Origin of the sequence: Tateyamaria algicola, from assembly GCF_047715485.1 — a bacterium.
GTDB lineage: Bacteria > Pseudomonadota > Alphaproteobacteria > Rhodobacterales > Rhodobacteraceae > Tateyamaria.
On sequence record NZ_CP180422.1, the window covers coordinates 1,567,604 to 1,584,446 of the forward strand.

Consider the following 16,843-nt stretch of genomic DNA (forward strand, 5'->3'; position numbering starts at 1 on the left):
CGTTGGTTTAGCCGTGCAGGCCCAGATCATTGGCGGTCTTCCAGATCCGCCAGTGGTCGTGCGGCATGTTCGTATGCGTGTTGCCGAAGGCACGGAACGCATCCTGAACTGCATTGGAGAAGCATGGCACACCGCCCACGTGCGGGCTTTCACCGACACCCTTTGCACCAATCGGATGGTGCGGCGATGGCGTGACCGTGTAGTCGGTCTCGTAGTTGGGCACTTCCCACGCAGTTGGCAAGAAGAAGTCCATCAGCGTGCCGGTCTTGCAGTTGCCCATGTCGTCATAGGCAATCTCCTGCCCCAATGCGACGGCGAGCGCCTCTGTCAAACCGCCATGGACCTGACCTTCGATGATCATCGGGTTGATCCGCGTGCCGCAATCATCCAGCGCATAGAAGCGACGGATATCCGGCACACCGGTGTCCACATCGACATCCATCACGCAGACATAGGCCCCAAACGGATAGGTCATGTTGGGCGGGTCGTAGTAGCTGACCGCCTCCAGCCCCGGTTCGATCCCCGGAATTGCCTGGTTGTAGGCAGCAAAGGCGATTTCCTTCATCGTCTTGAACTTTTCGGGCGCACCTTTGACCACGAACCGATCCACGTCGAATTCGACATCATCATCGTGAACTTCCAGCAAATAGGCGGCGATCATCTGGGCCTTGGCGCGTATTTTGCGGCCCGCCATTGCGGTGGCAGCACCAGCAACGGGGGTCGAACGCGACCCATAGGTGCCCAAACCATACGGTGCGGTATCTGTGTCACCTTCTTCGATGGTGATGCTGTCCGCAGGCAGGCCGATCTCGGATGCAAGGATCTGCGCAAACGTGGTCGCATGGCCTTGCCCCTGAGAAATCGTGCCCAGTCGCGCAATCGCAGACCCGGTCGGGTGAATGCGGATTTCGCAACTGTCGAACATACCAAGCCCGAGGATATCGCAATTCTTGACCGGTCCAGCGCCCACGATCTCGGTAAAGAACGACAGACCGATCCCCATCAGCTTGCGGGTCTTCCCAGCCTTGAAATCCTCGACCCGCTGGGCCTGCTCGGCGCGCAAGCCTTCGTAGTCGACGGCCTTGAGCGCCTTGTCCCAGGCTGTGTGATAATCGCCAGAGTCGTATTCCCAACCAAGAGCGGCGGTATACGGGAACTGCTCTTTCTTGATGAAGTTGATCCGGCGCAGCTCTGCCGCGTCCATGTCCAACTTGATCGCGAGCACTTCGATCATGCGTTCGATGAAGTACACCGCTTCGGTCACCCGGAACGAACAGCGGTAACTGACGCCACCGGGGGCTTTGTTGGTGTAGACGCCGTCGACCTCCAGATATGCGGTCGGGATATCGTAAGACCCGGTGCAGATGTTCATGAACCCGGCAGGGAACTTCGTGGGGTCCGCACAGGCATCAAAGCCACCGTGGTCGGCGGTCACATGGCAGTGCAGGCCGGTGATCTTGCCCTCTGGCGTGGCACTGATCTTGCCTTTCATCCAATAGTCGCGGGCGAAGGCGGTGGTCATCAGATTGTCCATCCGGTCTTCGATCCATTTGACCGGCTTACCCGTCACAATGGAGGCCACGACCGAGCAGACATAGCCGGGGTAGGCCCCAACCTTGTTACCAAACCCACCTCCGATATCCGGGGAAATCACGCGGATATTGTGCTCTTCCAAACCGGAGATCAGGGAAACGATCGTCCGAATGGCGTGCGGCGCTTGGAACGTGCCCCAAAGCGTCAGCTTGCCGTTCACCTTGTCCATTGATGCCACGCAGCCGCATGTCTCCAACGGGCACGGGTGCGTGCGGTGGTAATACATGCTTTCTTCGGCGACGATCTCGGCGTTCGCGATCACTTCCTCTGTCGGCTCTTTGTCACCAGCGTCCCAGGTAAAGATGTGATTGGGATGCTTGCGCGGACCATGGGCGCCGTCAGTGGCTTTGCCGTTCTCGTCCACGGTGTCCTCGCGCAGGACGACGTCTGATTTCAGCGATTCAAACGGATCAACCAGGACGGGCAGTTCTTCGTACTCGACCTCAACCAGCTCAATGCCATCAGCGGCCGCGTAACGATCTTCGGCCACAACAAACGCAACTTCCTGACCCTGGAACAGCACTTTGCCGTCCGCCAAAACCATCTGTTTGTCGCCCGCAAGCGTCGGCATCCAGTGCAGACCCAAAGGTTCCAGATCGGCAGCGGTCAGCACCGCCAGAACACCGGGAACTTCCAACGCGGCCGCGGTATCAATGCTCTTGATCCGCGCATGGGCGTAGGGAGAGCGCACAAAATCGCCAAACAGCATGCCGTCAAGCTTCAGGTCATCGACGTAATTCCCCTTGCCCTGAGTAAATCGGGCATCTTCGACGCGCTTGCGCGAGCAGCCCATGCCCTTGAGGTTGTCGACCCGTTCTTCGCGTGTGACTTCGTCTTTCATTCCGCCGCCTCCTTGGCTGCATTCATCTCGGCAGCAGCGGCCTGAATGGATTTCACGATGTTCTGGTAGCCAGTGCAGCGGCAGATGTTGCCCGCCATTCCAAACCGGATTTCTTCCTCGGTGGGGTTGGGGATTTCTTCCAGCAGCTTGGTCGCGCGTGTGATCATCCCCGGTGTGCAATAGCCGCACTGCAATCCATGATGTTCCTTGAACGCCTCTTGCAGTGGATGCAGATCGTCCGGCCCACCGATGCCTTCGATGGTTGTGATGTCCTTGCCGTTCGCCTGGGCGACAAACATGGTGCAGGCTTTGACGGACTTGCCGTCGATGGTGACGGTGCAGGCGCCGCAATGGGACGTTTCGCATCCAATATGCGGCCCGGTGATGTTCAGCCGTTCGCGCAGCGTGTAGATCAGCAGTTCGCGGGGTTCAGCGAGGAATTCCTCTTCCTTCCCGTTCACCGTGATTGCGTAATGTTGTTTCTTTGGCATGATTGGCCTCCCTATGCTCGCGACCAAGCGCGTTCGATGGCGCGGCGCAAAATGACGCCAGCAACGTGGTTCTTGAACGCGACAGGACCGCGATTGTCCTCCGATGGATCGATGTCGCCCAGCATGGCAGCAACAGCAGCATCCAAGGCCGCAGCATCCACAGTCGTGCCGACAAGAGCCGCACCAGCGGTTTCGGAATAGATCGGCGTGTCGCTCAGGTTTGTCATCGCGATCGAGACCGACGAACAGGTGCTTCCGCCCTTCACGATCTGAACCGCAGCGGCGGCTGTCGCGTAGTCTCCGATCTTGCGCTTTTGCTTTTCGTAGGCGTAGCCACCTTTGGGCAGCGGGATGGTCACGGTCGTCAGGACTTCTTCGTCCTCACGGGCAGTCATATAGGCGGCTTCGTAAAAAACACGCGCAGGGATGTCCCGCTCGCCATCCATACCAACGACGGTGAACACCGCGTCCAGGCACTGCATCAGCCCAGGCATGTCATTGCCGGGATCCCCATTCGCGACGTTGCCCCCCACGGTGCCCATATAGCGCACCTGAGGGTCGGCGATCTGAAGCGCGGCCTCTTTCAGGATCGGGGCGACATCTGCAAGATCGGCATTATCGATGATATCCGCCTGCGTGACGAGCGCGCCGATCCGGATACTGTCACTGCCGATCTCAATGCCGGACATACCATCGACGTCTTGCAGGTCGATCAAGTGGGGCACGTCGGCCATACGCAGTTTCATCATGGGGATAAGGCTGTGCCCACCCGCCATGACGCGCGCGTCATCTCCATGTTCTTCGAGGATAGACAGGACACCGGCCATGTCCTTGGGGCGATAGTATTCAAATGCCGCTGGAATCATCGGCTCTCCTCCCTAAAAGCGATTACTCTGGCTCGGAAGGATCACCGCATACGCTGGTATGCTGCAGCACTACAAAATCAATGAAATACCGGTCTTTTGCACGAAATGCACCGGCTCAGGCACGAGCTGCACCGGCCTGCGACGCCAATGCATCCTGAATCACTTTCAGCTTCGAACGGCTGACCGGCGCAGCGGGCAAATTCTCTCCATCAAAAAGGCATCGGCCCTTTTCCTTGGTCCGTTCGAACTTTGACACGCGACTTGGGTTCACAAGATAGCTTCTGTGCGTTTGCAGGAACCCCAATGGCGAAAGACGCTTGGACGCCTCAGTGACGGGCCAAACACAAAACAGCCGCTCATCAGCGGTATAGACTTGGGTGTAGTGTCCATCCGCGCGCACAAATGAGACGTCTTCGGCGCGAATGAATACCTTTCCGCCGTCGCGTTCACACGGAATCTGCAAGTGATCGACAGTCTGGATTGCAGGCTGGGCCTCCTCCTTCGCTTGCTCGCTTGGAGCGATAAGATACGTCACGCTGACCCACAGGCAGGCACCAAAAATCACAAAGCTGAAAAAGATGACACCCAGCGCGAGGGTCTCATTGTTCATCGATGGCCCGAAATCAGACACGTTGGGTTCAGCAACAAAGTTGGTCCCAGCCATGGCCAGAAAATGGACCGAACAGACCGCTGCGGCAAAACACACTGTCCCAAGCAGAATATTGCGGTTTGTGCGCTGCCCATAGGCAATCCAAAAGGCCAACATGCAAAGACCAATCGCCACAGCGGATGACAGGATAACACCTGACGGCGTGTAGATGGCACGGCACAATTCGAGCCCCGCCATGCCGATGTAGTGCATCACAAGGATCCCCACGCCGACTATACCACCTGCGGTCACAATGATCTTTGGGGTGCGATCTGCAAAGTGAAGCAGGATCAAGGCCGCCCCAACAAGCAAGATGGCGGACAATGCGGAAACAAGCGTAATTGCAGCGTCATAGTAGAACAGAATTGGCAGCTTCAGCCCCAGCATGGCAACAAAATGCATTGCCCAGATGCCTCCGCCCAAAGCAATCGCCGCCAGCGCTATGGACGCCTTCTTCTGGAACATCGGCTTTGCAGAAAGGTCCCTTGTCAACGACAGGCCTGTGAACCCCGCAACAAGTGCAACCACACATGACATCGCGATCAAGAAACTGCTGTGACTGACAGTCAAAATTTCCATGGCACCTAAAATGACCAAGTCTTAGGCACATTGCAAACACTGCAAAGCGCCGCTCGCAAAACCCCTGCCTTATGTCTGACTGTCCATCGTCAGGGATTTTGGGACAGATGGCAGGCTGCGCGAACAGAGGATCTGGCGCATCTGTGTCGTGCAATGGAACGATCACGCAACGTGACTGTCAGCGCATGCATCCGATGTCAGGCAGCGTGGAGCCCGTGCTTGCCAATCGGCAGAGTGCGGATGCGATCCCCCGTGACCGCATAGATCGCATTGGTCAGCGCCGGGGTCACCGGAGGCACGCCAGGCTCGCCCAGGCCGCCCGGAGCCGCGTCGCTGGGGATGAAGTGGACCTCCTGGGCGGGCGCGTTTGCCAGTTGCATCATCGGGTAGTCGGGGAAGTTCAACTGCTGGATCGCCCCGCCTTGCAGCGTGATTTCGCCCCAGAGCGCCGAGGTCAGGCCATAGATGACCGCCCCGGTGATCTGCGCCTCGCCCGCGGACGGATTGATCAGCCGCCCGCAATCGACGACAGACCAGACCTTGTGTACCCGCACGCCGCCGTCTTCACTCACGCTCGCCTGCACGGCCTGGGCCACGATGGTTTCGAAACTCTTGACCATGGCCACGCCCATCCCGGGCCGGTTGGGCAGGTCATTGCCCCAATGCGTCACCTCGCCCAGACGTTCGAGCACGGCGCGGATGCGCGGATCGCTGGTGTGATCGAGGCGAAATGCCAACGGATCGGCGGCGGCTGCGACGGCGAGCTCGTCCATGAAGGTTTCGTTGAAAAACCCCATCTGGGTGAAGTCGACCGCCCGCCAGGTGCCAACCGGGACTGGGCTGGGGCAGATGACCCGCCCGATGTCGCGGTTCGGCACGTCGTATTGAAAGGCAAAGGGCCGTTCGCTATCGGGCATGCCGGACTGCGCATCGACATAGTGATGGCGCAGGGCGGTGATCCGACCGCCCTCGACCGCACCTTCCATCCGGCTCAGTATGGCGGGGCGGTAGGTGTCGTTCGCCATGTCTGTTTCGCGCGACCAGATGACCTTGACCGGCGTGTCCAGTTCGCGTGCAATCCGAACGGCGACATTGACAAAGTCCATCTCGCCCCGACGTCCGAACCCGCCGCCCAGATAGACCGGATGCATGGTGACGTTCGTAGGGTCCAGTCCCAGCGTCTCGGCCGCCGCGTTGCGGGCAAAGAGCATGTTCTGGTTGCCTGCCCAGATCTCCGCCCGGTCCCCATTCAGCGCCACGGTGCAGTTCATCGGCTCCATCGTCGCGTGGGCAAGGTAGGGCACGTCGAAAGCCGATTTCAGCGCCGTCCCTGTGGCCAACGCGGCAGGCACGTCGCCCTCTTCGTCCATCATTTCGAATTCGGCGCGGTCGAGGTCGGCATTGTGCTGTGCGCGCACGCTGTCCGAAGACACGTCCGTCTGGCCGCCCTCCCAGGTGATCTGCAGCTCGTCCAGCATGCGGCTCGCGGTCCAGTAGCTGTCGGCGATCACGGCGACGACGTCACCCAGGTTCACCACGCGGCCCTGGCCTGTGCGCGGCGCAACGCCGCTTTCATCCACGGTCGCCGCCGTCGCCCCGCGCACCGGCGGCAGCGCAATGGTGGCATAGACCATGTCGCGCACCGTCACGTCGATGCCGAACTCCGCCGTGCCGTTCACCTTGGCCGGCAGGTCGAGGCGTGGTTTGGATTGTCCCACGATGCGGTAATTGGCGCTCTCTTTGAGCGCGGGCTTGAGGTTCGGCGTGAACTCAGCCGCGCGGGTCGCCAAATCGCCAAAGGTGGCCCTGCGGCCCGAGGTGTCGTGGGTGATGACGCTGTCGCGCGCCGTTAGGCTGCGTACCGGCACGTCCCACTCGGCGGCCGCCGCCTGCATCAGCATCTCGCGCGCCGCAGCACCCGCCCGACGCATCCCGTGATGCCCCGTCAGCCGAATGGCGGTGCTGCCGCCGGTCATCTGCCCGACCAGCCCGCCCGCGATCTGCAGAAAGGCAAAGTCGATCATCGGATACATGAAGGCGGGGATGTTCGCGCCTTCACCAAGGATGTAGCCGCGCCCGAGATCGCTGTTGATGTAATCGTCGGTCACGGGCGCCTGGGCGATGGTCACGGTGTCCCAATCGGCTTCCATCTCTTCGGCCAGCATCTGCGCAAGGCCGGTCCCCGCGCCTTGTCCCATCTCGGAATGCGGGAAGAACACAGTGATCCTGTTGTTGGGCGCGATCTTGACCCAGGTGTTCAGCGTGACCTCGTCCCCGGTTGCTGCCTCGGCCATCTTGAGGCGGTTGGGCGACAGGGTGATGCCCAGGGCAAGGCCCCCGCCCACGACCCCAGCAGTCGCGAGGAACGAACGACGGGTCCACGTGCCCAGGTTCGAGCGGTTCTTGATCTTTTCGTCCATGTTCTAGCCCTCCCGACGCATGGCTGCCGCCGTGTGCACGGCAGTGCGGATGCGGTCATAGGTGCCGCAGCGGCAGATATTGGTGATGGCGTCGTCAATGTCGGCATCCGTGGGATCGGGCGTCTGGTCCAGCAGCGCCTCGACCGCCATGATCATGCCGGATTGGCAATAGCCGCATTGTGGCACCTGATGTTCCAGCCACGCGCGCTGAACCGCACTTGGCGCATCTATCGGGGCCACGCCCTCGATCGTCCGAATGCTCGCACCCTCGACAGCCGACACTGGCAGCACGCAGGTCCGCGTCGCCACGCCGTCCACATGCATCGTGCAGGCCCCGCACGCCGCGATGCCACAGCCGAACTTGGAACCCGTCAGTCCGATCCGTTCGCGCACCACCCACAAAAGCGGCATGTCAGGATCGGCATCGACCGTGACCAACTCCCCGTTCAATTGGAATGACGTTGACATAGACACCTCCGACCGTGTTGATCTTCTCACATATGGAAATAGATACGACGGTCGTAATGTCCAGAATTCGGAGAAAAATTTCCGGGAGATGATGCTCGCCATTCCCGTCTGCGTGTCACAAGGTCCAAGGATGAAAGAACAAATCGAGAGCCTTCACAAGGCTGTGACCCTGCTGATGCAGGCGCTGAAGATCGCCGAGAAGAATGTGCAGGTGGCGCATCGCGAGCTGAATTTCGTCGCCGCGGACATCGCGACATTGCGCTATCTGACCGATCACCCGGACTGCATGTTGTCAGATCTGGCCAACCATCTGGGCGTGGTGCCAACCACGGCAAGCAGCGTCGTTGATCGCCTCGTCGAACGCGGCTTCGTGACACGCGAACGCCCCGAAACCAACCGACGTTCGATCGCGCTTCGGATGACAGAGGAAGGCCAGCACGCCTTCGCCCTGATCGATGCCGAGGAAAAGCAAACGATGAAAACCATGCTCGATGCGCTGCCCGAAGAGGATCGCGCGCAGTTCGTGAAATCGATGACGCATATCGCGGACACTGTATCAGGTCGGGAAGAAGGCTGATTTGAGACGGTTGGCCGCCGCGTGCTGTGCAGTGTCCTGACACTGTGAGGGCCACCAGATCTGTTCACGGCAACGATCCGCGCGGCTCAGATGGCATGGTGCCGCAGGTTTAAGACCTGCTTAGCTTTTGCAATAGCTGCAAGAACTGGGGTGCACGTCTGTAATCCTCGTTTCGCGCAGCCGCTCCACAAGGCTGTCTTCAATGTCATCGAGGACTTCGGCAACGCGTGCTTGCAGGCCGGTTTCGACGCTGCAACGTGACGGTTCTGCGTCGCCACCGCTTCCCGACACAAGCTGCTCGTCCAAGGCCAAGTAAACGTCCGCGAGCGTGATGCTGTAGGCGGGCTTGGCCAGCCGCCAACCACCCGCGTGTCCCTTCTCTGACAACAAAAGACCCGCCTCGCGCAGCTTGCCCAGGACCCGTCGCACAACCACCGGGTTCGTTCCGGCGTGGTCGGCGATGTCCGCAGACGTTCGAACGCGGTCCGGTTCACCCGCCATGTGGCTGAGCGTGTGCAGGGCGAGAGACAAACGACTGTTTCGCTTCATGCGCAATTCCTCTCCAAGTCAGCATAATACGTAACAATAGCAGTTGCATTCGTCTAGTAACTGCGTAGGTTGCGTGACTGTCGTTGCCCGTTTTGGAGATCAGACATGCCCGATAATCGGCTTCCCGTCACCGTCCTGTCCGGATTTCTGGGCGCAGGCAAAACCACGTTGCTGAACCGGGTCCTCAACAATCGCGAGGGCAGACGGGTCGCGGTCATCGTCAACGACATGTCCGAAGTGAACATCGACGCCGACCTCGTGCGGGCTGATACCGAGCTAAGCCGAACTGATGAAACACTGGTGGAGATGTCCAATGGGTGCATCTGCTGCACTCTGCGTGACGACTTGTTGGACGAGGTGCGCAAGCTCGCAGCCCAAGATCGTTTCGACTATTTGCTGATCGAGTCGACGGGGATTTCCGAGCCACTTCCCGTCGCCGCCACTTTCGATTTCCGCGACGAATTTGGCGACAGCCTCTCGGACGTGTCCCGGCTCGACACCATGGTGACAGTTGTTGATGCGGTGAACCTGCTGAACGACTTTTCCAGCCATGACTTCCTGAAGGATCGTGGCGAGACGCTGGGCGAAGAGGATGACCGGACATTGGTCAATCTGCTCGTCGAACAGATCGAATTCGCCGATGTGGTCATTCTCAACAAGGTCACGGATGCAGGGCCAGAGCGCACCGATGCCGCACGGAAGATCATCCGCAGCCTGAACGCGGATGCCAAGATCATCGAAACGGACCATTCCGATGTTGCAGCAGAAACGATCCTCGACACCGGCATGTTCGACTTCGAGAAGGCGCACGAGCACCCGATGTGGGCCAAGGAGCTTTATGGCTTTGCCGACCACACGCCCGAAACTGAAGAGTACGGTGTCGCATCATTTGTCTATCGTGCGCGATTGCCGTTCATCCCGGAAAAGATCCTCAGCGTCTTGAACGGTGACCTGCCCGGCGTCATTCGCGCCAAGGGGCATTTCTGGATTTCGACCCGGCCCGGATGGGTTGCCGAGTTTTCGCTTGCCGGTGCACTGTCGAGCGTCAAACCGCTTGGCACATGGTGGGCATCCGTACCAAAGGAACAGTGGCCAGCCCATGAAAGCGCGCGTGCCTATATGCAGCAGCATTGGGAAGAGCCATGGGGCGACCGGCGGCAAGAGATTGTCTTTATCGGCGCTGGTATCGATTGGACTGCCCTCAAGGCGCGGCTTGATGCATGTTTGGTCCCTGCCACCGCCGCCAGTGGGCCAGATGATTTGCCAAACTATCCCGATCCGTTTCCGGCATGGCGACAGAAGGAAAACGCCGCATGACGCGCGCGCGCGCTGTGGTCAGAAACGCTGCCATCGGTGTTGCCGTCGCTGACAAACCGGAAGACCTCAAAACATTTCTTCAACCCGGATGCGCGGCGGCGATCTGGCGCAGGCAGCCAGCGCCAGAGGTCCAAGCGTGGATCGATGCGCTTGACCCATCCAGGCTCCCGCAGGGGCGGATCGTCTTGCGCCCCGAGGGCGCTCCATCTGCTGTGACAGCGCTGTGCGAGGCGGCGCAAACACCGGATTGCCATGAACGCGATCACCTGATCGGTGATATCAGTTCCTTGGCCAAGATTTTTGCCGACTTGATGCGCACGCCGTACCTGCGTCTGCGCCTCCAAGCTGTCACGACAAACGCCTGCCGCAAGTTCCATATTGACGCGATCACCGCGCGCCTTGTCTGCACCTATCGTGGTCCCGGCACGCAATATGGGATTTCGACTGACGGTCAGGATCCAAAGCGCGTCTTTTCCGTGGCCACAGGCGCGCCAATCCTTCTGCGCGGAACAGTCTGGCCTGAAAAACCAGCCTCGGGTCTGCTCCATCGCTCTCCACCCATCGAAGGGACCGGCGAGACACGCCTCGTCCTCGTGCTGGACGCCGTCGACGGCCCGGAGGTCGAGATTTGACCCGAAATCTTGGATCGACCTCGCTCAGTCGCAAGCGTCGCGCGGCTGATCCCATGCGCAGCTACGACGCATTGCCCGCACCACTGAGGAACTGGCTCGCTCAAGCAACGCTGCCGTGGTCACCCGCGTCCGCCCGACGCGTTTGGAACCGGGCCTGCGCAAAGGGTCTGAGTGCCGAAGACGCGCTTTCGCTCATGTCGCAAGCAGAGGCCAGGACCCTGGCCCGTGACCGCTTTGCAATTTCCAGCAACCTGCCGACGAACACTTGAAGGAACTTACATGTCTGTTTTCAGCCGCTTTACCGCTGCAGCCTTGATCACGCTCAGCACAACCTTGCCTGCCGCAGCACAGGATGACACGCTCACCATTTCGGTCACATTCGGCCCCACAGCCGAGGTGCCGGACCCGCGCGCAGGCTACAACGGCTGGATGTCCAACCAGACCGGCGTCACGGAAACGCTGATGGGCATTGATTATGACCTCAACCTCTATCCCCGACTGGCCGAAAGCATCGAACAGACCGCCCCAACAGCATGGCGGCTGACGCTGCGCGAAGGTCTGACGTTCCACGATGGAGCCCCGGTGACTGCGCAGGCCGTCGTCGATGCCATCGCTCCAATCTCGGACGAGGCTGATCCCGCCTTCAACAAGCGCATCGCGGGCGTTCTCGATCTCGCAGAAATGTCTGCCGACGGTGACCGCGTCGTGGTTTTTGAGACCAACAGCCCAAATGCGGCATTCCAATGGAGTCTGTCTGATCCCGGCGTTGCCATTCTTGGTGCGCCCTCGGATGCGTTTCCGATCAACGCAACGGGCCCCTACATCTTCCGCGAGGCCGTGCCCGAGCAGCTCTACCGCGTAGAGGCAAACGCGGACTACCGGCTGGGCGAACCCGGCTTTGACCAAGTGCGCGTTGTCGCTTCGCCGGACCCTGCCACGGCGTCACTCGCCTTCGAAGCGGGCGACGTCGATATGGTGATCAACTACCCGGAGACAGATTTCGAACGTATTCAGGAAACAGGTGCGCAGGGGTTCACTGCGCCCACGGCACGGCTGTACTTCTACTCCATGAATACAGCGTCGGGTCCGTTGGCAAACCCGCTGATCCGACAGGCCGTTTCGCTCGCCATTGACCGGGATGGCATTGTCGAGGCGGTTCTCTCGGGGGTCGGCGGCGTGCCGGCGGGCACCATCTATCCCGCAGGCAAAAGCTGGGCGGCGGATATCGCACCCGCATATGATCCCGCGCGGGCCGAAGAACTGCTGGCCGAGGCCGGTGCGGTCAAGCAGGGTGGTGTTTGGACGCTGGACGGTGAACCGATTGAAATCGAAATCCTGACCTACTCTTCGCGCGCGGCCCTGCCGCCGACGGCCGAAATCACACAGGCGTTCCTGCAGCAGATCGGCATCACCGCAAAGGTGCGCGTGGGTGAATACGGCGCCAGCAACGAGGCCATGCTGGCCGGTAACGGTGACATGTTCCTGCAGGCCTGGGTGATGCTTCCGCAAGGTGATCCCGGATCGATCCTGGGTTTTCTCCTGGCCAGTGACGGCGGGTCGAATGTGGGCCGTTATGAGAACCCGGCCTTGGACGATCTGCTTGTGAAGGGGCAGACCACCTTCGCGCAGGCAGACCGTGAAAGCATCTACAACGAGGTTCAGCAGATCATTGCCACGGACGTGCCGTTGATACCCGTCTTTCATGTCAGCCAGGCAGTGGTCGCGCGGGCTGGTCTGACAGGTTATCAGGTCCACCCGACCGAGACTTATTGGATCACACACGAGACACGTTTCGCCGAATGACAATTCAAGCCCTTGGCCTGAGCGCAGAACGCGCGGGTCGCATCATTCTTCATCCCACGAATGTGGACTTCAAGCCCGGCGAACGCGTCGGGCTTGTAGGTGCTTCGGGGTCTGGAAAATCGACGCTTGGCCATGAACTTGTGGACACTCTGCGTGCGCAAGGGTCCAGCGTTGCCCATGTGCCGCAAAGCCCGGATGAGGCCCTTGATCCGCTGCGAACGATGGCCTTCCATTGGCGCGAGGCCGAGCGGGCTCTCGGCCTTGCCCCGGACGATGCGCGCCGCCAGCTTCTTTTCGAGGCCCTGCAAATCGAACGCGGGGATTTGGGCAAACGTCCCTGGGGCTGGAGCCGTGGGATGCAGCAACGTTTTGTTATCGCCATGGCCCTGATCGGAACGCCCACCGTTCTGGTCATGGATGAACCCACATCCGCCCTGGACCCGGTGGTTGCCGCAGACACGATGGACCTTCTCGAAACCTACTTGCAGGACCGCCAGACGGCGCTCCTGCTGATCACCCACGACCTGGGGCTTGCTGCGCGTCGCGTGTCGCGGTTGATGGTGATGGAGGCCGGACGGATTGTAGAGGATGCGCCGACACCGCAGTTTCTCTCGGCACCTGAAACGCCGGCGGCGCGGGCCTTGTGTGCACATCGGAACTGGCTGGAACTGCCATGCTGAAGGTCGACGACATCTCGGTCAGGCACGGTGTGGCGACCACATTGCGCAACGTCTCCTTTTCGCTCGACGCGGGGCGCACTCTGGCCGTGGTTGGCGAAAGCGGTGCAGGCAAGTCCACCCTGATCGGCGCGATCCTCGGGCTGGTGCGCTGTTCGGCGGGCAAAGTGTCGTGGAACGGCGCTCCGGTCTCGCAATGCGCTCCCGCACTGGTCATGCAGGAACCACGTGCGGCCTTTAACCCGCGTCTTTCATTGCGGCGCTCCGTGATGGAACCCGTAGTGGCCCAAAAGCTGATTATAGATGCCGCCCGATTGGAGCGCCTGTGTCATGCGCTCGAAGTGCAGCCGGACCTGCTCGACCGCCGTCCTGATCAGGTCTCCATCGGGCAGGCCCAGCGCATGGGCATCCTGCGCGCCTTGATCGCCACCCCGCCGCTGGTTCTCTTTGATGAGCCTTTGTCCGCCCTCGACGCGGTGACGCAAAAGCACACCGCGCGTCTGATTGCCGACATGCAGGCAAGGGAAGGCTTTGCCGCCCTGATTGTGACCCATGATCTGGGCTATGCCGCAGCCTTCGCGGATGAGATCGCCGTTCTGCGCGCGGGTCAGATTGAAGAGTTCGCAGCGGCACAAGCCTTTGTTGAAGCGCCGCAGACAGAGTACGGACGCAAGCTGCGCGACGCCGCCTTCGCACTCGGCGCATTGGCGCGTGTCGCATGATCGGCTTTCTGTCCGGGCTTCTGCTTCGTGCCATCGTGGTCTTGACCGGGACGGCGTTGGCGACCTTCTCGCTGTTGTGGCACGCGCCGGGCGATCCGGCGCTTTCGATTGCAGAAGCGCGCCATGGAACCGTGGTGTCCAAGGAAGTGCTGGATTTCATCCGCGCCGAGGCGGGGTTTGATGACGGCTTTTGGACGGCGTTCCGGGCGTGGCTGACACCCCTCGTCCAGGGAGACTTTGGCCAGTCCTCCGTCAACGGTCGGGACGTTTGGCCCGACCTCGTGACGGCCATGTCCTACACCTTCCCGCTTGCGCTTGTCGGCTTGGGGATCGGACTGGCGATCTCGGTCCCTCTTGCGTTGATTGCCACGCGCCGACCCGGCAGTTGGATGGACCGCGGGGCTGTTGCTCTTGCCTCTGTCGGAGTGGCCATCCCGGCGTTCTGGCTCGGTCTGCTGTTGATCCTGCTGTTCGCTGTTCACCTGGGCTGGCTGCCGGCCATGGGGGCCGCGACGACTGCACACGGTATCCTGCCCGCGATGACGCTTGGTTTTGGCGTGGCCGCGTCGCTCACACGCATCATCCGATCAGGCATTCTGGAGGCACGCGGACAGCCTTTCCTGCCAGCATTCTGCCGACGCGGTGTGACAGAGCGCGATATTGCCCGCGACCACGTTGCCCCACACGCCGCTGTGCCCGTCATCACGGTCCTGGGGCTGGAACTCGCCTTTTTGCTCGAGGGCCTTGTCGTGGTCGAGGTGATCTTTGCACGCCCTGGCATCGGCAGCTTTCTCGTCAGCGCCATCTTCGCGCGCGACTTTCCCAAAGTGCAGGCGGTGGTGGTCCTGGCGGCTGTGATCTTTGTGGCCGTGAACCTGTTGATCGACGTGATCTACCGCAGCCTCGACCCAAGAATGGATGGGCGCGATGCGTAGTGTTGGTGTTCTGGTCGTCCTGTTCCTCCTTCTGGCGGTGTTCGGGCCATGGGTCGCGCCGCACGACCCAACGGCGATCAACATTCCCAACAGACTGCGCCCGCCGGGCGGTGAGTGGCTCTTGGGTACGGATGCACTGGGCCGTGATATTTTCTCAAGGACACTGCACGGCGCGCGCTGGTCGCTTGGGCTTGCCTTTGTCGTCTCGCTTCTGGGTCTGATCATTGGCACGGTCATTGGCCTGATTGCAGCGCAGGGCGGTCGGCTGGCGGACTGGATTGCCATGCGCATTACGGATACGTTTCTGGCCTTTCCCGAGCTTATCGCGGCCGTGGTCATCGCTGGCGTACTTGGCGCGGGGACCGGGACATTGATCTTTGCGCTCACCGTCACCGGCTGGATGCGCTATGCCCGTGTGGCACGCGGCATCGGCCTGTCGGTCAGCAGCAGGGGGTACGTCGTGCAGGCCCGCCTGGCGGGTCTTTCGCCGCTGGCGATTGCGCGCTGGCACTATATGCCATCCCTCCTGCCATCGCTGACCGTGGTCTGGACCGGGATGCTTGCCCGCGCAATCCTAGGCATTTCCACGCTTGGTTTTCTGGGGTTCGGCGTGCAGCCCCCGATGCCGGAATGGGGCACGATGCTGTTGGATGCGCGCATTCACATGCGCTCGACCCCGCTGCAGATGATCTGGCCGGGACTTACGGTTGTGATCTCGGTCCTTGCGATCAATCTTGCAGGCGACACACTGCGCGACGCGCTGGCCGAGCGGGACGCCAAGGCGTGACGCGGCAAGACAATCCGACACTTGGGATCAGCCTGCGCATCCTGTCCGGTGTCCTGTTCACCGGGATGGTCATCTGCGTAAAGGCTTTAAGCGAGGCCGCACCGCTTGGGCAGATCGTCTTCTTCCGATCATTATTCGCCCTCATTCCGCTCGTTATCTTCCTGATGGTGCGCCACGAATTTCCATCCGGTCTCCGCACGACACGCCCGGTGGGCCATCTGGTGCGCTCGTTCTTTGGGACGGCGGCGATGTTTGCATCGTTCGCGTCAGTGGCCTTGCTGCCATTGGCAGAGGCGGTGTTGCTCGCGCAACTCGCGCCGGTGCTGACGGCGATCACCGCTGTGGTGGTGCTGTCAGAGCGGTTGACGAAATGGCGTGTGATGGGGCTCGCCTTCGGGTTGGCCGGGGTCGTTGTGCTGGTCTGGCCTGACATTGGCGGCGGCACCGCAGATGCGCGCCGCCTGTTGGGGATCGGCCTCGGGCTTTTGACGGCGCTTCTGACGGCTTTCGCGCTGATCATGGTCCGAAGCCTCACCCGCACAGAAAGCCCCGGCGCCATCGCCTTTTACTTTGTCGTCGCCTCCATGACTGGTGGAATTCTGACACTGCCATGGGGATGGGCATTTCCCGATGCGCAGACGCTGGCGTTGCTCGTGCTCGCCGGGCTTTTCGGCGGTTTCGCACATATCGCGATGACGCTCTCGTTCAGCTTCACACAGGCGTCCCGGCTGGCGCCTTTCGAGTATGTCGCCCTCCTCTGGCCAGTCCTTGCAGACCTGCTGATATTCAAGCTACCGCTCGGCACGAGCTTTCTGTTTGCGGTGCCACTTGTTCTGATGGGGGCTGTCATTGCGGCTCTCGAGAAGAGACCAAAAGTGAAACAGCCTTAAGCAATCACAGGCTGTTTCGATCCAGATTGACGCTCAGTGACCGAAAC

General features: G+C 60.8%; 17 protein-coding genes. 10 read left to right on the plus strand and 7 right to left on the minus strand.

From position 1 onward, the window contains the following. Window positions 1-7: 7 nt before the first annotated feature. The 6 genes from ACMHLQ_RS10115 to ACMHLQ_RS10140 form a co-directional block, all read right to left on the minus strand. The gene (locus ACMHLQ_RS10115) at window positions 8-2,434 is read right to left on the minus strand and encodes an aerobic carbon-monoxide dehydrogenase large subunit (protein WP_415404649.1); all 2,427 of its coding nucleotides are present in this window, start codon (window positions 2,432-2,434) and stop codon (window positions 8-10) included. Further along, entirely contained in the window at window positions 2,431-2,925 is a 495-nt protein-coding gene (locus ACMHLQ_RS10120) for a (2Fe-2S)-binding protein (protein ID WP_415404650.1), read from the minus strand. The genes ACMHLQ_RS10115 and ACMHLQ_RS10120 overlap by 4 nt, the downstream gene beginning before the upstream one ends. An 11-nt stretch (window positions 2,926-2,936) precedes the next feature. Next, window positions 2,937-3,791, minus strand: coding sequence for an FAD binding domain-containing protein (locus tag ACMHLQ_RS10125; protein WP_415404652.1), 855 nt, complete (start codon window positions 3,789-3,791; stop codon window positions 2,937-2,939). Between the two features lie 115 nt (window positions 3,792-3,906). Further along, window positions 3,907-5,019 (minus strand): MHYT domain-containing protein, encoded by a 1,113-nt coding sequence (locus ACMHLQ_RS10130; protein ID WP_415404653.1) that lies wholly within the window; start codon window positions 5,017-5,019, stop codon window positions 3,907-3,909. Window positions 5,020-5,216: 197 nt separating this feature from the next. Continuing rightward, window positions 5,217-7,439 (minus strand): molybdopterin cofactor-binding domain-containing protein, encoded by a 2,223-nt coding sequence (locus tag ACMHLQ_RS10135; protein WP_415404655.1) that lies wholly within the window; start codon window positions 7,437-7,439, stop codon window positions 5,217-5,219. Between the two features lie 3 nt (window positions 7,440-7,442). Further along, window positions 7,443-7,907 (minus strand): (2Fe-2S)-binding protein, encoded by a 465-nt coding sequence (locus ACMHLQ_RS10140; protein WP_415404656.1) that lies wholly within the window; start codon window positions 7,905-7,907, stop codon window positions 7,443-7,445. A 163-nt stretch (window positions 7,908-8,070) separates the two neighbouring features. On the opposite strand from ACMHLQ_RS10140, the gene ACMHLQ_RS10145 reads away from it, so the two are divergent. After that, window positions 8,071-8,484 carry a MarR family winged helix-turn-helix transcriptional regulator gene (locus tag ACMHLQ_RS10145; protein WP_415404657.1) on the plus strand — a complete coding sequence of 138 codons (414 nt, stop codon included), beginning with the start codon at window positions 8,071-8,073 and terminating at the stop codon, window positions 8,482-8,484. A gap of 120 nt (window positions 8,485-8,604) precedes the next feature. Here ACMHLQ_RS10145 and ACMHLQ_RS10150 read toward each other — a convergent pair whose 3' ends face one another. Beyond that, on the minus strand, window positions 8,605-9,033 hold the full coding sequence (locus tag ACMHLQ_RS10150; protein ID WP_415404658.1) for an Rrf2 family transcriptional regulator: 429 nt from the start codon (window positions 9,031-9,033) through the stop codon (window positions 8,605-8,607). Window positions 9,034-9,138: 105 nt separating this feature from the next. Here ACMHLQ_RS10150 and ACMHLQ_RS10155 point away from each other — a divergent pair, with 105 nt between their 5' ends. From ACMHLQ_RS10155 to ACMHLQ_RS10195, 9 genes are read left to right on the plus strand one after another with little or no spacing between them, the layout of a single operon-like run. Continuing rightward, a complete protein-coding gene (locus ACMHLQ_RS10155) occupies window positions 9,139-10,350 on the plus strand; it encodes a GTP-binding protein (protein WP_415404659.1) in 1,212 nt (403 codons plus the stop codon). Next, window positions 10,347-10,982: a DUF1826 domain-containing protein gene (locus ACMHLQ_RS10160; RefSeq protein WP_415404660.1), complete on the plus strand. Its 636-nt coding sequence runs from the start codon at window positions 10,347-10,349 to the stop codon at window positions 10,980-10,982. Before ACMHLQ_RS10155 ends, ACMHLQ_RS10160 begins: the two co-directional genes overlap by 4 nt. A gap of 53 nt (window positions 10,983-11,035) precedes the next feature. Then, entirely contained in the window at window positions 11,036-11,251 is a 216-nt protein-coding gene (locus tag ACMHLQ_RS10165) for a DUF6525 family protein (RefSeq protein ID WP_415405264.1), read from the plus strand. A 10-nt stretch (window positions 11,252-11,261) separates the two neighbouring features. Next, the gene (locus ACMHLQ_RS10170) at window positions 11,262-12,785 is read left to right on the plus strand and encodes an ABC transporter substrate-binding protein (protein ID WP_415404661.1); all 1,524 of its coding nucleotides are present in this window, start codon (window positions 11,262-11,264) and stop codon (window positions 12,783-12,785) included. Next, window positions 12,782-13,465: an ATP-binding cassette domain-containing protein gene (locus tag ACMHLQ_RS10175; protein ID WP_415404662.1), complete on the plus strand. Its 684-nt coding sequence runs from the start codon at window positions 12,782-12,784 to the stop codon at window positions 13,463-13,465. Before ACMHLQ_RS10170 ends, ACMHLQ_RS10175 begins: the two co-directional genes overlap by 4 nt. After that, window positions 13,459-14,184, plus strand: coding sequence for an ABC transporter ATP-binding protein (locus ACMHLQ_RS10180; RefSeq protein ID WP_415404663.1), 726 nt, complete (start codon window positions 13,459-13,461; stop codon window positions 14,182-14,184). Before ACMHLQ_RS10175 ends, ACMHLQ_RS10180 begins: the two co-directional genes overlap by 7 nt. Further along, window positions 14,181-15,119 carry an ABC transporter permease gene (locus ACMHLQ_RS10185; protein ID WP_415404664.1) on the plus strand — a complete coding sequence of 313 codons (939 nt, stop codon included), beginning with the start codon at window positions 14,181-14,183 and terminating at the stop codon, window positions 15,117-15,119. Before ACMHLQ_RS10180 ends, ACMHLQ_RS10185 begins: the two co-directional genes overlap by 4 nt. After that, window positions 15,112-15,906 carry an ABC transporter permease gene (locus tag ACMHLQ_RS10190; RefSeq protein WP_415404665.1) on the plus strand — a complete coding sequence of 265 codons (795 nt, stop codon included), beginning with the start codon at window positions 15,112-15,114 and terminating at the stop codon, window positions 15,904-15,906. Before ACMHLQ_RS10185 ends, ACMHLQ_RS10190 begins: the two co-directional genes overlap by 8 nt. Continuing rightward, complete coding sequence (locus ACMHLQ_RS10195) at window positions 15,903-16,796, plus strand: DMT family transporter (protein ID WP_415404666.1); 894 nt, start codon at window positions 15,903-15,905, stop codon at window positions 16,794-16,796. The genes ACMHLQ_RS10190 and ACMHLQ_RS10195 overlap by 4 nt, the downstream gene beginning before the upstream one ends. The last annotated feature ends 47 nt before the right edge of the window (window positions 16,797-16,843 follow it).

Bases quoted from the DNA above. Each gene is read 5' to 3' on its own strand.
- ACMHLQ_RS10135 (WP_415404655.1), bottom strand. From the start codon at position 7,439: ATGGACGAAAAGATCAAGAACCGCTCGAACCTGGGCACGTGGACCCGT.
- ACMHLQ_RS10190 (WP_415404665.1), top strand. From the start codon at position 15,112: ATGCGTAGTGTTGGTGTTCTGGTCGTCCTGTTCCTCCTTCTGGCGGTG.
- ACMHLQ_RS10115 (WP_415404649.1), bottom strand. From the start codon at position 2,434: ATGAAAGACGAAGTCACACGCGAAGAACGGGTCGACAACCTCAAGGGC.
- ACMHLQ_RS10150 (WP_415404658.1), bottom strand. From the start codon at position 9,033: ATGAAGCGAAACAGTCGTTTGTCTCTCGCCCTGCACACGCTCAGCCAC.
- ACMHLQ_RS10185 (WP_415404664.1), top strand. From the start codon at position 14,181: ATGATCGGCTTTCTGTCCGGGCTTCTGCTTCGTGCCATCGTGGTCTTG.
- ACMHLQ_RS10155 (WP_415404659.1), top strand. From the start codon at position 9,139: ATGCCCGATAATCGGCTTCCCGTCACCGTCCTGTCCGGATTTCTGGGC.
- ACMHLQ_RS10180 (WP_415404663.1), top strand. From the start codon at position 13,459: ATGCTGAAGGTCGACGACATCTCGGTCAGGCACGGTGTGGCGACCACA.
- ACMHLQ_RS10170 (WP_415404661.1), top strand. From the start codon at position 11,262: ATGTCTGTTTTCAGCCGCTTTACCGCTGCAGCCTTGATCACGCTCAGC.
- ACMHLQ_RS10160 (WP_415404660.1), top strand. From the start codon at position 10,347: ATGACGCGCGCGCGCGCTGTGGTCAGAAACGCTGCCATCGGTGTTGCC.
- ACMHLQ_RS10165 (WP_415405264.1), top strand. From the start codon at position 11,036: ATGCGCAGCTACGACGCATTGCCCGCACCACTGAGGAACTGGCTCGCT.
- ACMHLQ_RS10140 (WP_415404656.1), bottom strand. From the start codon at position 7,907: ATGTCAACGTCATTCCAATTGAACGGGGAGTTGGTCACGGTCGATGCC.
- ACMHLQ_RS10175 (WP_415404662.1), top strand. From the start codon at position 12,782: ATGACAATTCAAGCCCTTGGCCTGAGCGCAGAACGCGCGGGTCGCATC.
- ACMHLQ_RS10120 (WP_415404650.1), bottom strand. From the start codon at position 2,925: ATGCCAAAGAAACAACATTACGCAATCACGGTGAACGGGAAGGAAGAG.
- ACMHLQ_RS10125 (WP_415404652.1), bottom strand. From the start codon at position 3,791: ATGATTCCAGCGGCATTTGAATACTATCGCCCCAAGGACATGGCCGGT.
- ACMHLQ_RS10130 (WP_415404653.1), bottom strand. From the start codon at position 5,019: ATGGAAATTTTGACTGTCAGTCACAGCAGTTTCTTGATCGCGATGTCA.